The organism is Pseudomonas sp. KCJK9058, from assembly GCF_046230975.1.
Classification (GTDB): Bacteria; Pseudomonadota; Gammaproteobacteria; order Pseudomonadales; family Pseudomonadaceae; genus Aquipseudomonas; species Aquipseudomonas alloputida.
This window is the reverse complement of the sequence record NZ_JBJJLR010000006.1, coordinates 105,054-120,595: the sequence shown is the minus strand read 5'-3', so window position 1 is coordinate 120,595 and position 15,542 is coordinate 105,054. Positions and strand designations below refer to the sequence as shown.

At 60.9% G+C, this 15,542-nt stretch carries 12 protein-coding genes; 5 read left to right on the top strand and 7 right to left on the bottom strand.

All coding sequences use genetic code 11. The features are described from left to right. Positions 1–372: 372 nt before the first annotated feature. From argR to acs, 6 genes are all read right to left on the bottom strand, one after another. Positions 373–1,353, bottom strand: coding sequence for a transcriptional regulator ArgR (gene argR / locus ACK59Z_RS06185; RefSeq protein WP_004576734.1), 981 nt, complete (start codon positions 1,351–1,353; stop codon positions 373–375). A 98-nt stretch (positions 1,354–1,451) separates the two neighbouring features. Then, complete coding sequence (locus tag ACK59Z_RS06180; protein ID WP_010955179.1) at positions 1,452–2,216, bottom strand: ABC transporter ATP-binding protein; 765 nt, start codon at positions 2,214–2,216, stop codon at positions 1,452–1,454. Between the two features lie 22 nt (positions 2,217–2,238). Beyond that, positions 2,239–2,937 carry an ABC transporter permease gene (locus tag ACK59Z_RS06175; RefSeq protein ID WP_003254520.1) on the bottom strand — a complete coding sequence of 233 codons (699 nt, stop codon included), beginning with the start codon at positions 2,935–2,937 and terminating at the stop codon, positions 2,239–2,241. Further along, positions 2,934–3,623 carry an ABC transporter permease gene (locus tag ACK59Z_RS06170; RefSeq protein ID WP_003254523.1) on the bottom strand — a complete coding sequence of 230 codons (690 nt, stop codon included), beginning with the start codon at positions 3,621–3,623 and terminating at the stop codon, positions 2,934–2,936. Before ACK59Z_RS06170 ends, ACK59Z_RS06175 begins: the two co-directional genes overlap by 4 nt. Positions 3,624–3,711: 88 nt before the next feature. Continuing rightward, on the bottom strand, positions 3,712–4,497 hold the full coding sequence (locus ACK59Z_RS06165) for an ABC transporter substrate-binding protein (protein WP_003254524.1): 786 nt from the start codon (positions 4,495–4,497) through the stop codon (positions 3,712–3,714). 536 nt (positions 4,498–5,033) lie between these two features. Continuing rightward, positions 5,034–6,995 (bottom strand): acetate--CoA ligase, encoded by a 1,962-nt coding sequence (acs, locus tag ACK59Z_RS06160; protein ID WP_003254525.1) that lies wholly within the window; start codon positions 6,993–6,995, stop codon positions 5,034–5,036. 397 nt (positions 6,996–7,392) lie between these two features. On the opposite strand from acs, the gene ACK59Z_RS06155 reads away from it, so the two are divergent. Continuing rightward, positions 7,393–7,647, top strand: coding sequence for a DUF2790 domain-containing protein (locus ACK59Z_RS06155; RefSeq protein WP_003254526.1), 255 nt, complete (start codon positions 7,393–7,395; stop codon positions 7,645–7,647). A 152-nt stretch (positions 7,648–7,799) separates the two neighbouring features. Here ACK59Z_RS06155 and ACK59Z_RS06150 read toward each other — a convergent pair whose 3' ends face one another. Next, positions 7,800–9,359 carry a sigma-54-dependent transcriptional regulator gene (locus ACK59Z_RS06150; protein WP_012051576.1) on the bottom strand — a complete coding sequence of 520 codons (1,560 nt, stop codon included), beginning with the start codon at positions 9,357–9,359 and terminating at the stop codon, positions 7,800–7,802. Positions 9,360–9,616: 257 nt separating this feature from the next. Here ACK59Z_RS06150 and phhA point away from each other — a divergent pair, with 257 nt between their 5' ends. The 4 genes from phhA to ACK59Z_RS06130 all read left to right on the top strand — a co-directional run bounded on the left by phhA (position 9,617) and on the right by ACK59Z_RS06130 (position 15,476). Continuing rightward, positions 9,617–10,405: a phenylalanine 4-monooxygenase gene (gene phhA, locus ACK59Z_RS06145; protein ID WP_003254528.1), complete on the top strand. Its 789-nt coding sequence runs from the start codon at positions 9,617–9,619 to the stop codon at positions 10,403–10,405. A gap of 39 nt (positions 10,406–10,444) precedes the next feature. Then, complete coding sequence (locus ACK59Z_RS06140) at positions 10,445–10,801, top strand: 4a-hydroxytetrahydrobiopterin dehydratase (protein ID WP_003254532.1); 357 nt, start codon at positions 10,445–10,447, stop codon at positions 10,799–10,801. Between the two features lie 189 nt (positions 10,802–10,990). Then, positions 10,991–11,119, top strand: a complete 129-nt coding sequence (locus ACK59Z_RS06135; protein ID WP_003254533.1) for a hypothetical protein — start codon at positions 10,991–10,993, stop codon at positions 11,117–11,119. A gap of 157 nt (positions 11,120–11,276) precedes the next feature. Beyond that, the gene (locus tag ACK59Z_RS06130; protein WP_409292628.1) at positions 11,277–15,476 is read left to right on the top strand and encodes a deaminase domain-containing protein; all 4,200 of its coding nucleotides are present in this window, start codon (positions 11,277–11,279) and stop codon (positions 15,474–15,476) included. The last annotated feature ends 66 nt before the right edge of the window (positions 15,477–15,542 follow it).

Here is a 15,542-nt window from a genome sequence, read left to right as displayed (position 1 = left end):
AGCGATGGGGGGATTGTAAGGACTGATCCGCGCCTGTCCTTGCGGCCAAGCGACAACTTGTTACAGCGCAAAACCCAGTTTTGACAAGGCTTTCGGCAATGCGACAAACACTGTCGCAATCGCGCAGTGTACGGGAGAGAGGGGGCTGGGTGAACGGGTGTTCACACAGGTTTGTGAGGGGGCGGGATGTACGGGTGTTCACACAGGATTGTGAGGGGGACAGGATGTACGGGTGTTCACATAGGATTGTGAGGGGGCAGGATGTACGGCGATGTTGATGTGTTGACGGGGAGATCGAGCGCCGCCCGCGCGGCGCTCGATTTGCGCCCCAACACCAACCCCAAGGCATACACCCCGAACCCAACCGAAATCTCAGCCCTTTTCAGCCGGCGCCGAGCTCAATTCGAACGGGCTGCTGCTGCGACGCTGGTTCCGGTCTTCCCGCGGCGTTGCACCAAAGAAGTTACGGTAGGCACTGGAAAAATGCGGCCCCGAGGAGAAGCCACAGGACAGCCCGATCTGGATGATCGACTTGCTGGTCTGCATCAGCATCTGCCGCGCCTTGTTCAACCGCAACTCCAGGTAGTACTGGCTGGGCACACGGTTCAGGTACTGCTTGAAGATACGCTCCAACTGCCGACGTGACACGCACACATGCTGGGCGATTTCGTCGGTGGTCAGCGGCTCTTCGATGTTGGCTTCCATCAGCAACACGGCCTGAGTCAGCTTGGGGTGACTCGAGCCCAGGCGGTTCTGCAGCGGAATACGCTGGCGCTCGCCACCCTCGCGGATGCGTTCTACCACCAGCTCTTCCGATACCGCCCCGGCCAGCTCCGCCCCGTGATCGCGCGCCAGCACCGCCAGCAGCAGGTCGGTCACGGCCATACCGCCGCAGGCGGTCAGTCGGTCGCGATCCCAGTCGAACAGGTGGCTGGTGGCAATCACCTTGGGGAAGCGTTCGGCAAAGTCATCCTGCCAGCGCCAGTGCACGGCTGCCCGGTACCCATCGAGCAGGCCCAGCATGGCCAGCGGATACACACCGGCCGACAAGCCACCGATCAGGCAACCACTGCGCGCCAGTTGCTTGAGCGCCGCTGAAAAGGCAGCCCCCATCGCCGCAGGCGGCTCGTCGGCCAGCAGAAAGAGCTTGTGGCAGCCCTCCAGGCGGCCGGTCCACGGCTCGCCCGGCAGCCGCCAGGCGCCTTCCTGCGCAGGCTCGGCCTGCAGGAAGACCAACTCGTAGACCACATCCGGATGCACACGCTGCGCCACCAGCAACACTTCCTCGGCCAACGCCAGGGTCAAAGGCCTGGTGCTGGGCCAGATGAGAAAACCGATTCGCTGGGTGGTCATAGGGTACGGTCCGAAACCTGAGGTCGTTCGAGTCTGTGCGCCGGGTCAGGCTGCGCTCGCCGCGCAGCATGCCCTATTCTGGTGCAAAAATGCAGCTTTTACTTCAGGCTGCCGGAGAGGAACTGCTGCAGGCGCTCCGACTGCGGATTGGCCAGCACTTCACGCGGGCAGCCGGTTTCTTCCACCAGGCCTTTGTGCAGAAACACCAGCTGGTTGGACACCTCGCGGGCAAAGCCCATTTCGTGGGTCACCACCACCATGGTCCGACCTTCCTGGGCCAGCGCCTGCATCACCTTCAGCACATCACCCACCAGCTCAGGGTCAAGCGCAGAGGTCGGCTCGTCGAACAGCATGACCTCCGGCTCCATGGCCAATGCCCGGGCAATTGCCACACGTTGTTGCTCACCCCCCGACATATGCCCGGGGAAGGCATCCTTGCGATGGGCAACCCCCACCTTGGCCAGATAGTGCTCAGCCTTTTCCAGGGCTTCCTTCTTGTTCACGCCCAGCACGTGCACTGGCGCTTCGATGATGTTCTCAAGCGCAGTCATGTGCGACCACAGGTTGAAGTGCTGGAACACCATCGACAGGCGTGAGCGCATACGCTGCAATTGACGCGGGTCGGCGGCCTTCAACGCACCATCCTTGCCGGGGACCAGCTTCAGTTCTTCGTTGTTGAGCAGGATCTTGCCGGCGTGCGGCTGCTCCAACAGGTTGATGCAGCGCAGGAAGGTCGACTTGCCCGAACCGCTGGAGCCGATGATGCTGATGACGTCGCCGGCCTTGGCCGCCAGTGACACGCCCTTGAGCACTTCGTGGCTGCCGTAGCGCTTGTGCAGGTCTTGGACTTCGAGTTTGTACATGCTGTCGATTCTCACAAAGCGGTCAGTGCTTGCGCGGCGCCAGGTAGCCGAGCCAGCGGCGTTCGGCCATCTTGAACAGGCGCACCAGGATGAAGGTCAGGCACAGGTAGAACACGCCCGCCGTGATATAGGCCTCGAAAGGCAGGTAGTACTGGGCATTGACCGTGCGCGCAGCACCGGTGATGTCGATCAGGGTGACGATCGACGCCAGGCTGGTGGTCTGCAGCATCATGATCACTTCATTGCTGTACTGCGGCAGTGCCCGACGCAGTGCCGAAGGCAGCAGGATGCGGCGGTACATTTTCATGCGCGACATCCCCATGGCCTTGGCAGCTTCGATCTCGCCATGCGGCGTCGCCTTGAGGCTGCCGGCAATGATTTCGGCCGTGTAGGCACTGGTATTGATGCCGAACGCCAGGCAGGCGCAGAAGGTGGCGCTGGACAGCAGCGGCCAGAAGATACTCTCGCGCACCGCCTCGAACTGGGCCAGGCCGTAGTAGATCAGGAACAGCTGCACCAGCATCGGCGTGCCACGGATGACGTAGGTGTACAGCCATGCAGCAAGGTTGACCACCGGCTGCCTGGATACCCGCATCAGGCCCAGCGGAATGGCTGCCAACAGGCCGAAGAAAAGCGAAATCGCCAGCAGTTTCAGGGTGGTCAGCAAACCGCCGAAGTACATCGGCAGCGCTTCCCAGACGACGTTGTAGTCGAAGATCATAGTTCAGCCACCTTGACGCCCACCGAGTAGCGGCGCTCCAGATACTTCAGGGCCAGCAGCGAAACACTGGTCAGCACCAGGTACAGCGCCGCCACTGCCAGGAAGAAGGTGAAGGGTTCGCGGGTGGCGTCAGCCGCCTGCTTGGCCTTGAACATCATGTCCTGCAGGCCGACGACCGAAATCAGTGCAGTGGCCTTGGTCAGCACCAGCCAGTTGTTGGTGAAGCCCGGAATGGCCAGGCGAATCATTTGCGGCACCTGGATGCGGAAGAACACTTGGCGGGGGCTCATGCCATACGCCACGCCCGCCTCGGCCTGGCCTTTGGGAATGCCCAGGAAGGCACCGCGGAAGGTTTCCGAGAGGTAGGCGCCAAAGATGAAGCCCAGGGTACCGATACCCGCAATCAGCGGATTCAGATCGATATAGTCTTCGTAGCCGAGCAGCGGCGCCACCCGATTGATGATGTCTTGCCCGCCGTAGAAGATCAGCAGGATCAGGACCAGGTCCGGAATACCACGGATCACCGTGGAATACAGATCGCCCAGCCAGGCCAGCCAGCGCACTGGCGACAAACGCAGCGCCACACCGATCAGGCCGAGCACGATGGCCAGGGCCATCGACGACAGGGCGAGCTGTAGCGTCAGCCACGCCCCGTCGAGGATGACTGCCCCGTAGCCTTTCAACATGATGAGGTCCTCGACCTAGAGAATGAAAAATGGTGCAAACCTCAGAGCCTCTGCTGTTTGCACCATTGCACAGGTGAAACCCGACGTCTTACTTCGAGTCTGGACCGTAGATGTCGAAATTGAAGTACTTGCTTTCGATTTCTTTGTACTTGCCGTTGGCACGGATGGCGTCGATCGCCGCGTTGATGCGGTCGACATTTGCCTTGTCACCCTTGCGTACGGCAATACCGATACCGTCACCGAAGTACTTGGCGTCGGTGAAGGCCGGGCCTACGAACGCGAAGCCCTTGCCGGCGTCAGTCTTGAGGAAGCCGTCTTCCAGCAGGGTGGCATCAGCCACGGTGCCGTCGAGGCGACCAGCTGCGACGTCCAGGTAGATTTCGTTCTGGGTGCCGTAAGGCACCACGGTGGCACCTTTGGCGCCCAGCACTTCCTTGGCGAAGCGGTCGTGAATGGAGCCGCGCTGCACACCGATCTTCTTGCCTTTCAGTTCGTCCAGGCTGTCGCTGACGGTGGTGCCGTCCTTCATGACCAGGCGCGCCGGAGTCAGGTAGTAGCGCTTGGTGAAGTCGACCGACTTCTTGCGGTCATCGGTGATCGACATGGACGACAGGATGGCGTCGATCTTGCGCACTTTCAGCGCCGGGATCAGGCCGTCGAACTCCTGCTCGACCCAGGTACACTTGGTTTTCATCTCTTCGCACAGCGCGTTGCCGATATCGTAGTCAAAGCCGGCAATGCTGCCGTCAGGTTGCTTGAAGGCGAAGGGTGGGTAGGCCGCTTCGATGCCGATTTTCAGCGGTTTTTCAGCAGCCTGCGACACCAGGGAAAACACAGACAGCGCCAGGGCGCCAAGCAGTGCGAGCTTCTTCATCAGGTAACTCCATCGGTACGGGGCAATACAAGGCAGGTAACGGCTGCCCGATATGCGAATGAGTACAACGCGAGCCGCGCAGGGTTCGACCAAGGCCGCATACCACGAGCGAGTGAGTGGCATTTTAACGACAGCCCGGTAGTCGATATTTCTTCAAAGCGACAACTACTTATAGAAGCGCTTGAAACCGCCGCGGGCGATGTTGACAGCCAGTGCAGAATATGCAATGACGCAAGAAATAGAACCTATAGACCTAGCAATTCCTGGGCCTATTATTGGCAAACCCTTGTACGACGGCAAGTGCAGCGTGCCTTGATGCACAAAATGCTGACCCCGATGCACCGAAACGGGCCGGAATTGTTTCCTAGCGCCCCGAACCTGTGCGGGGCCGGTGACAGAACAGTAACCGATGATTGTCGGGTAACAATGCAAGAGCGGGCTTGCCCGCGAATGCATGAGGTCAGGAGACAGCTTAGCCTGAACTGACGCATTCGCGGGCAAGCCCGCTCCTACAGGGGGTATTGCCGGGGAGGGAATTAGGCCGAAGCCAGGTTCATCGCCTTGTGGGTATCGATCAGGTGCTGCACCACACCTGGGTCGGCCAAGGTCGAGATATCGCCCAGGGCGTCGTATTCACCGGTGGCAATCTTGCGCAGGATGCGGCGCATGATCTTGCCCGAGCGGGTCTTCGGCAGCCCTGGCGCCCACTGGATCACATCCGGCGAGGCAATCGGGCCAATCTCCTTGCGTACCCAGTTCTTCAGCTCCAGGCGCAATTGCTCGCTGGCCTCGATGCCGGCATTGAGGGTGACATACACATAAATACCCTGCCCTTTGATGTCATGCGGCACGCCAACCACTGCGGCCTCGGCAACCTTCGAATGCGCGACCATGGCGCTTTCGATCTCGGCAGTACCCATGCGGTGGCCGGACACGTTGAGCACGTCATCCACACGACCGGTGATCCAGTAGTAACCGTCCTCGTCGCGGCGCGCACCGTCGCCGGTGAAGTACATGCCACGGAAGGTCTTGAAGTAGGTGTCGACGAAGCGGTCATGGTCGCCGTACAGCGAACGCGACTGACCCGGCCAGGAATCGAGGATTACCAGGTTGCCCTCGGCAGCACCGTCGATCAGGTTGCCCAGGTTATCGACCAAGGCAGGCACCACACCGAAGAACGGACGGGTTGCCGAACCCGGCTTGAGGCCGGTGGCGCCAGGCAGCGGGCTGATCAGGATGCCGCCGGTCTCGGTCTGCCACCAGGTGTCGACGATCGGGCAACGCTCCTTGCCGACGGTCTTGTAGTACCAGTTCCAGGCCTCAGGGTTGATCGGCTCACCCACCGACCCCAGCAGACGCAGGCTGGAACCGTCGGCGCCCTCAACAGCTGCCTGCCCTTCAGCCATCATGGCGCGAATGGCAGTTGGCGCTGTGTAGAGGATGTTGACCTTGTGCTTGTCGACGATCTTCGATACGCGGGTAATGTCCGGGTAGTTCGGCACGCCCTCGAACAGCAAGGTGGTAGCGCCGTTGGCCAGCGGGCCGTAGACGATATAGCTGTGGCCTGTGACCCAACCGACGTCGGCGGTGCACCAGTACACCTCGCCCGGGCGGTAATCGAATACGCGTTCATGGGTCAGCGCGGCGTAAACCAGGTAACCGCCCGTGGTGTGCAGCACGCCCTTCGGCTTGCCGGTGGAGCCGGAGGTATAAAGGATGAACAGCGCCTCTTCAGCGCCCATTTCCTTGGGTGCGCAGTGGCTCGAGGCGACTTTCATCAGGTCTTCGTACCAGATGTCGCGGTGCTGGTGCCAGGCAATGTCGCCACCGGTGCGCTTGCACACGATGATTTTCTGCACGCTGCTGGTTTCAGGGTTGGTCAGCGCCAGGTCGACGTTGGCCTTGAGCGGTGTGCGGCGGCCACCACGCACGCCTTCGTCGGCCGTGATCACCACCTTGGACTTGCAGTCGATGATACGGCCAGCCAGCGCCTCGGGCGAGAAGCCGCCGAACACCACCGAGTGAATCGCACCAATGCGTGCACAGGCCAGCATGGCGACCACCGCTTCGGGGATCATCGGCATATAGATGGTGACCACGTCACCGCGGTGCACATCCTGGCCACGCAGGGCGTTGGCGAACTTGCAGACCTGCTCGTGCAACTCGCGGTAAGTGATGTTGCGGTGCTCGGAAGGGTCGTCACCTTCCCAGATGATGGCCAACTGGTCACCGCGCTCTTCAAGGTGGCGGTCCAGGCAGTTGGAGGAAACGTTCAGAGTGCCGTCGGCGAACCATTTGATATCGACATGGTGGTCGTCGAAGGAGGTCTGCTTGACCTTGGTGAACGGCTTGATCCAGTCGATACGCTGGGCCTGCTCGCGCCAGAAGCCGTCCGGGTTGATCACCGATTGCTGGTACATGGCCTTGTAGGTGGCCTCGTCGGTCAGGGTAGTGGCCGCAACCTCGGGACGAACGGGATACAGTGGAGCCGCACTCATCTGTGTTACCTCGGTGTAATAGTTGTTTTTGTATGGAACCGTTTGTAACTGTACCAGAGCGACAAAAGCCATTCGACGTTGGTAGTAATTTGGTACACCCGTTCCGGCAAAACGCTCTGGCGCGGGCATTACAGCCTTGCCGACGAAAAAACGAGGGGTTTGCCACAGGATTGTTACAGATTCTGTCAAAACACTTTATCAAAACACCCACTGTTTCAGCATTGGCCACCGCCATAAAATTCACCTCGCCAGCAACGGCAAGGCGATTAACAACTGGTAACAGCCCCCACGAAGGCAAACGTTAATCCCCCTCTAATCCCGATAGTTAACACTCGCTGTACTCGCGGCGCCATAAGCGCCGCGTGCCCCCTCACGACCTTAGACAGGTAAATAGAAAATGAAAGCTTTACTGGTATTGGTACTTGGCAGTCTTTGCGGCGCGGCAATGGCCGGCGAAGCCAAAGATGCCGAGCAGATTCCGGTTGAACAGTACAGTTACTCGCAGCACCTGGACATTGCTCGCGTCATTTCCATGAGCGAAGTGCCCAATGTGTGCGAAGTCGTGCCCGCCCGCATGACCTACGAGGACTCCCAGGGCCAGAAGCACATTCTCGAATACCGCGTGATGGGGAACGGCTGCTCTAACGGCTGATACCTTGGAATCGGGGGCCCTGCGGCCCCCTATCGCGACACAAGGCCGCACCCACAGGTAATGCGCTCAGCCAGAGCACAGCGTATTACTTGTGGGAGCGGCCTTGTGTCGCGAAAGGACTGCAACGCAGTCCCAGGTTCTTTGCCCAACAACTAATCCGCCGACTTGTTAAGCGAGTAATCCCTCAACTTGTTGGCAATTGTCGTGTGCGAAACACCCAGTCTTTTGCCCAAGGCCCGACTACTGGGAAACTCACCTATCAAACTTTCCAGCACCGCCTTTTCAAAGCGCCCTACTATCTGCGAAAGATCCCCTTCCAGCGAAAACTCACCCAACGGTTGCCGCACGCCATAATCCGGCAAGCGGATATGCTCGCTTTTAACCACGCCGCCGTCACATAACGAAACCGCCTGGAACAAAACGTTTTCCAACTGCCTTACATTACCTGGCCAGTGGTACTGCCCAAGTTTGTCCATTGCCGCCGGTGCCAGGCGCGGCATGGCACAGCCAATCTGTCGACTGGCCTGATCGAGAAAATGCTGCACCAACCCCTCCAGACCATCCATGCATTCGCGCAAAGGCGGAATGTGCAGCGACAGTACATTGAGCCGGTGATACAGGTCCTGGCGAAACTCGCCACGGGCACACAACTCGGACAAATCCACCTGGGTTGCACAAATCACCCGCACATCCAGGTAGACCTCTTCATCGCTACCTACCCGACGGAAGCAGCCGTCCTGCAGAAAGCGCAGCAGCTTTACCTGCAGGCGCGGGCTCATCTCCCCTACCCCGTCAAGGAACAGCGTGCCGCCTGCAGTCAACTCCAGCAGCCCCAGCTTGCCTTCGGCCCGTGCCCCTTCGAATGCCCCAGGGCCGTAACCGAACAGCTCGGTCTCGGCCATCGACTCGGGCAACCCGGCGCAGTTGAGCGCCATCAGCGGCGACTGTCCACGCGGACTGGCCAAATGGCAGGCACGCGCCAGCAACTCCTTGCCCGTACCGGTTTCGCCCTCGATCAGCAACGGTGCATCCAGCGGCGCCATGCGCCGCGCTTCACGCACCACGGCAGCCATCACCCGCGAGCTCTGGAAGATGCTGTCGAAGCCACGCAGCTCTTGCTTGCGCACATTGTAGATACGCTCGCCGATTCGGTCGGCGCGGTGCAGGGTAAGCACCGCGCCGGCCAGCGCCTCGCTGTCATCGTGCTCGGACTGCAGCGGTGCGATATCGGCCAGGAACACATCGCCTTTGACTTTGATGCGCAAGCCGTTGATGCGCGACTTGTTGGCCCGCACCAGCTCCGGTAGATCGAAGTCTTCTACGTAGCGCGCCAGCGGCATGCCCGGCACCTCATCAACCCGCACGCCAAGCAACTGCGCGGCGGCACGGTTGGCCGCAACGATGCTGCCGCCCATGTCGATCGACAGCACCGGGAAGTCCAGCGCCCCCAGCAACGCATTCAGCTCCATGTGCCGGCGTTCGCTGGGCATCAGGCCCACACGCTTTACGCCGAACACCCCGGCAATCGCCTCGAACTTCGGCCGCAGGGCCTGAAATTGCAGGTTGATCAGGTTCGGGCAGTGCAGGTAGATGGCGTTGCCATGATCACCGCCAACCTCACCGCGCAGCACGTTGATGCCGTACTCCACCAGCAGGTTGAGGATGTCGCGCAGGATGCCAATGCGGTTCTGGCAATGGACTTTGATACGCATGAGGGCTCTCGAAGCGCTGATGTTTTTCAACACCGCGCGGAAAAGTCGTAAAGATAAGCTGACAAAAACCGGGTTTCTATCAACCAGATGCCTCGAATTTTCCGACACTTGCCGCGTTTTGTAAAATTATCGTTACGAAAACCCACGTCAGCACCCTTCGCGGCCGAGGCCCACCCCCGTGCAAAACCGCTGGCGAAGGGATATTCCTTTAGGCATGTCCTGCACATAACAAGAAAAGCCCTCACCAGGAGAGCCTCATGAAACAGACGCAATACGTGGCACGCGAGCCCGATGCGCATGGTTTTATCGATTACCCGCAGCAAGAGCATGCGGTGTGGAACACCCTGATCACCCGCCAGCTGAAAGTGATCGAAGGCCGTGCGTGCCAGGAATACCTGGACGGCATCGACCAGCTGAAATTGCCGCATGACCGCATTCCGCAATTGGGCGAGATCAACAAGGTGCTGGGTGCCACCACCGGCTGGCAGGTTGCCCGGGTACCGGCGCTGATCCCCTTCCAGACCTTCTTCGAATTGCTGGCCAGCAAGCGCTTTCCGGTCGCCACCTTCATCCGCACCCCGGAAGAGCTGGACTACCTGCAAGAGCCGGATATTTTCCACGAGATCTTCGGCCACTGCCCGCTGCTGACCAATCCCTGGTTCGCCGAGTTCACCCACACCTACGGCAAGCTCGGCCTCGCCGCGACCAAGGAACAACGTGTGTACCTGGCGCGCTTGTACTGGATGACCATCGAGTTTGGCCTGATGGAAACCGCGCAAGGCCGCAAAATCTATGGTGGCGGCATCCTCTCGTCGCCGAAAGAGACCGTCTACAGTCTGTCTGACGAGCCTGAGCACCAAGCCTTCGACCCGATCGAGGCCATGCGTACGCCCTACCGCATCGACATTCTGCAACCGGTGTATTTCGTGCTGCCGAACATGAAGCGCCTGTTCGACCTGGCCCACGAGGACATCATGGGCATGGTCCATAAAGCCATGCAGCTGGGTCTGCACGCACCGAAGTTTCCACCCAAGGTCGCTGCCTGAGCGACCTTGCCGATAACAACTCGAACCGGAAAACACCTCATGAATGCCTTGAACCAAGCCCATTGCGAAGCCTGCCGCGCCGACGCACCGAAAGTCACCGACGAAGAGCTGGCCGAGCTGATCCGCGAAATCCCGGACTGGAACATCGAAGTACGTGACGGCCACATGGAGCTGGAGCGCGTGTTCCTGTTCAAGAACTTCAAGCACGCCCTGGCGTTCACCAATGCCGTGGGCGAAATTGCCGAAGCCGAAGGCCACCACCCAGGGCTGCTGACTGAATGGGGCAAGGTCACCGTGACCTGGTGGAGCCACTCGATCAAAGGCCTGCACCGCAACGACTTCATCATGTGCGCACGCACTGACAAGGTGGCGGAAACGGCTGAAGGCCGGAAGTAATCACCAGAAAGAAGGGGCCAGAGGCCCCTTTTTTCATGGGGCATATGTGCGCTGTTCGCCCGCAAAACCGACAAACGACCGGGAAAAAAACCAAACTGTCATCCAGACTTGTGTATCCTGCCCGAGCTTTTTGAAGCTACGAACGCGCCTGGCGCAGACTTTTCACTCACACTTGCGAGGAACGACGAGATGCATGAAATCCCGAATCTTCCCTTCCCAAGCCTGAACCCAGAAGAGCCATCCGTGACCGTTCACGCCGAACCGGCAGCTGCCGCCGAGCAGGATGGTGACGATCAATCCAGCGCTGACCAGGAATAACTGCGCATCCCCGACTGTGTGAAAACGGCTGACCTGCGGGCTACCCCCGTCATCACGTTTTCACACCGTCTAAAATCAACGTTGTAACAACCCACTACCACCTGCCCCGCCCCTGCCCTACACAGACTCGTGCCTCCAACCGCAAAGAGGCAGAGCCATGTCATCTATCACTGACGCCGCCGACCTACTCGCCCGGATAGACACCCTGGACGCCGAAAGCGTGCGCCTGCACAGCGACCTGTCCGGTCCAATGGACCTGGCCACATCGCTGCGCGAACATTTCAACCAGGCACTGGGCTTCACAGACCTGTTCCCCGTCGACCTGAGCGATCATGACCTGCACCAGCAGCTGACCGAAGCTTTCGCCCGTGAACCGGCGCATGAGCACTTCAACCGCACCCTGCGACGCCCCGCCGGCAGCCAAGTAGAGGCGAACCTGGTGGCGACCTTGCAGGCAAAACTGGCCCATATCGTGATCACGGCAACCGATGCCTCACTGATCGCCGGGTTGAACGAAGGCCTGCCCAATCCATGGCCCTATGCCAGTTGCAGCCTTGCCCAGGCACTCTGGGCTCGGCGGGTGTGCCTGACCCAGCGTGACTGCTTCGTAGCGGCCGCCCTGCTGCTGTACCCCAGTTTGCCAACTACCCCCCGGCCCCCACGATCGGCCTCCCGTCCACTGGTGCTGGACAACTACCTGGACCTCCACACACTGGCCAGACACCTGCTGAAGCCTCCAGCCGGTGTTCACCTTGCCGTCCACCTGTTCAACACCCTCGGTGCGACAGTCTATGCACAAGGCAGGCGTTACCGCCCGCCCACTGCCCGCGAACGAGCGTCGGGTGTAACACCTGATCAGCATGGAAAGGCGTTTCTCCCAGGCCCGGCATTGAATGTGCCAGCCGCTCAAGCGCTCGACGCCGTGCTGCATTCGTCCATGTTCACCCGATGGGCCGGCGAACTGGCCGCCTCGGCAGAATGGGATGCCAGCTCCGATCACTTGGCCTTGGCCGAACAAACCTTGATCGACGTGTTGTACCCACCCGATGACCGCCAGCCGGGGCTGATCATGGCTTTCGAGCTGTTCAGCCCGGACAATGCCACGCTCCCCGTCGAGGAAATCCGCCTTGACCTGATCAACAGTGTGCAAATCCGTCTCGCCTGCACCCCGGCGATTGCGCAACTGGCCGGTGAACTGCTGATGCGCCGCTTCGCGCCCGAACTACTGCTCAGTGGCTACCCGGCCGATTTCAGCTTCGAGCCCGACCTGCGCTGGGCCAGCATCCGCCAGGGAGCCCTGATACTCAGCGCCCGCCAGCAACCGATGACCTTCGACAACGCAGAACAGGTCATGCGCCAGGCCCTGCACGAGGATGACCCCGCTCCCGAAGAAGCACTGCGCCAGACGCTGGCGGTGTGGGCCCCCTTGCGCGGATCATTCGAACTCCCCCCGCCCTGGTCGCACCAGCAATGGCAATTGGCGTTGCATCGCTACCTGGCGGTCAGGGACGTTGAAAGCCTCAATGATCTCCCGGACCGCTTCGAGGAGGCGCGTCGGCAGTTGCTCCAGAGCCGGATAGCGCCCGAGTCGCGCAACGCGGATGGCCAAGTGCACCTGCTGATGTACCTTGACCATGGCGCAGGCTACCGAAGCAATCCCCGCCTGCCGGACGTGACCGCCTGGTATGAAGTGGCCTTCGGCGCTTGGGAACAGCGTGCCACCAACGTCTATCAAGCTATCCTGCACCGCTGCTTGAGCCACCTGCCGGAAGATATCAAGGACCGCCTGCGTGATGGCCCCTGGACCGCCTATGCCGTGACCTGGCCGATCTACGTGGGCCCCGATAACCGACCTGAGTACGGCTCCAGCCCCAGAGCGGACTGGCACATGCAGACGGCCACCCAGGGTTTCGTCGTACATGCCCCGGGCACAGAGGGCGATTGGCTTTACGAGCTGTTCCCCGAACGGCTGCACTGGCAAGCGCACTTCATTGCCCACACAGCGCCGACGCGCCTGGCCGAGCAATTGACGCTGCTCTACAGCGAATACAACCAATCACAACTGCCGTGGATCGCTGCCGACTTTCCCGCCTTGCGACCCGTGCTCATCGCCCCCACGCAAGATCGCCTCGATTCACTGGCCAGGCATTACGCCAGCGATATCGCCCTGGGCAATCGGGATGCTTTGCATGCACTGGGCAAAGGCGCTACCCCGCATGAGCAATTTCTGACCAGGCGCCAGTCCGTGAGCACTGGGCGCTACTTGCAACGGTTGTTTTCCAACCTGATACCGGGCTTGAGTTGCCTGAACCCAGAGGATGGCAGCGATGCACTGGCTTGTGTCCTGGACATCGCCGCGCTGAAAGGCGCGGCAGTCACGCTTGGTGGACGGGCCTTCAAACCATTGGCCAAGCTTCCCGGCGTGCTGGGCCAAAGCGCCAACACCGCACGCCTGAACGCCGCGCGCGCCGCCCGACGCTGGAGCAGCATCCCCGTCACGCCCGACTTCAGCGAGCGCCTTACTCCGCCCAAGCGCTGGCGCAGCGCGCCCGAACTGACGACGGTCGCCCCCGAATCCCGGGAACTCATGACGCAGCGAAGGGTACTGCCGGGCCAGACGCCCGATGCCCTGCTACTTGACCAGATACCTGGCAGCCATGGTCCGGTGCCACGCGAGCTACCCGAAACAGCCACACTGATCCCCCGCGACAATGCCACGGTCGATGCAATCATTCATGGCGCCGCCTATCGCCTTCAAACACCGAACACCTCGGGGCTGGTACGTCGGGTTGCCCATGAGCCGCTACTCGGCCAGCCACCCACCGAGGTGCGGCCGCCTTACACCGGCGGCGAAGCGCGAATGGCCCTGAGCTTCTCGCCCTTGCCCAATGACGCCGGCACACCCGTATTCGGACAACACGTCAGTCACGCCTTCCAAACCGTGCGGATCGAGCCGGTTCCGATTCGTTATCGCCCCCAGCACACACGCTTCGACATCTGGGCGCAGGTCATGGTGCGCGAGGGCAAGGTCGTCGTGCACGCCCCTAATCACCCCAAGCGATTGAAGCCCTTGCCCGTCGAAGAAACCCAGTTACGCCTTGGCGTCATCTCGCCTCCCGTGTACCACAGGCGCATCGTGGTCGATCCATCGCCTGAACTACGCTTTGGCTTGCCTGCGGACATGCCGATCGAGCAAGTCAGGCAAATTACCGACTACTGCCCTCCCGTGCGCCTGGGCGGGCTGGCGCGGACCATTCCCGACCGTCGCACCCTGCGCGGCGCATTGATCGACTGGCGCGGTGAGCAGTGGTTGATCGTCGAGGCCGATCTGGGAGTTTTTTATGGCGCCCCTCATCAGCCCTGGGCGTGGCAGACAAGGCTGCTGGATGCCCCGGCACTGCCAGCTTCGCTGCCACATCCGCCCAGAGGGCTGCGTCGCAGGTTCGAGAGAATCACCGACCACGAGGCCATCGAGCGGTACCTGGAAATCAGCGAAACCTACCGCATCGTCGCCGAGCGCCCCAACCTGCAGCGCGATGTCGATAACGTGGTCAGATTGCTGCGCGACTGGATAGAACAAGGGCGAACATGGCAACTCCGCCACCCCTCGCGATTCCTGCAGTTCATCGAAGCCATGGAGTCGCGCCTGCTCCCGGAATACGCGCGAAACATCCTCACGCAGAGCGCGGCCCAGGACGCTTTGGCGGGCCCTGCCAGTCGCGGCATCGCAGCATTGAACCGGGAGATAGTCCCGATCTGGAGGCAGTTCCACAGCACCAGCGCCGCAGACCGCCAACACATCCTTGGCGTACTGGACGATCTGCTACCTGCGCGCGGCGCCACTACCCCTTACACACCGGCAGCAGGTGCTCAGTCGCTCGACGACAACGCGATGGCCGCCTTGCGTCAGCACCTCTACCCAGTCAACCTGGCCTTTGCCAGCGTCACGCTGAAGGACCATAGCCGCGTGGTGTTCTTCGCCCTGTCAGGCAGCCCTGGCCGGCGCGCATTGCATATCATCCCGACGCCCCGCCTCACACCGGCAGTGGACTACGTCGATGCACGCCAGGTTAACCAGTTTTTCCCACCAGACCCGCGGTTTACCGAGCTGCCAATCCTGCGGCGCGCAGATTTCCTGTGGACGCGCGTCCATAAGCGACATCTCGATGCCGAACGACACATCGCCAGCGCGCTGAACCGCAGACTGCTTCACCGCCACACCGAGGTCGAGCGTATCGATGTCTTCACACTGCTCGACTCCTGTCGCTCCTGTGGCGGCTTCGTCCTGCCGCGCTTGCGGCTGGATTACCCGAAAGCCGAGTTCAGTGTGACCTGGATGCTCGATTACACCAACTGACTACAGCCTGACAGCTTCGCCCGCAAACACCCTTGCTGTGGTTAAGATGGCGGCACACACTGCCAT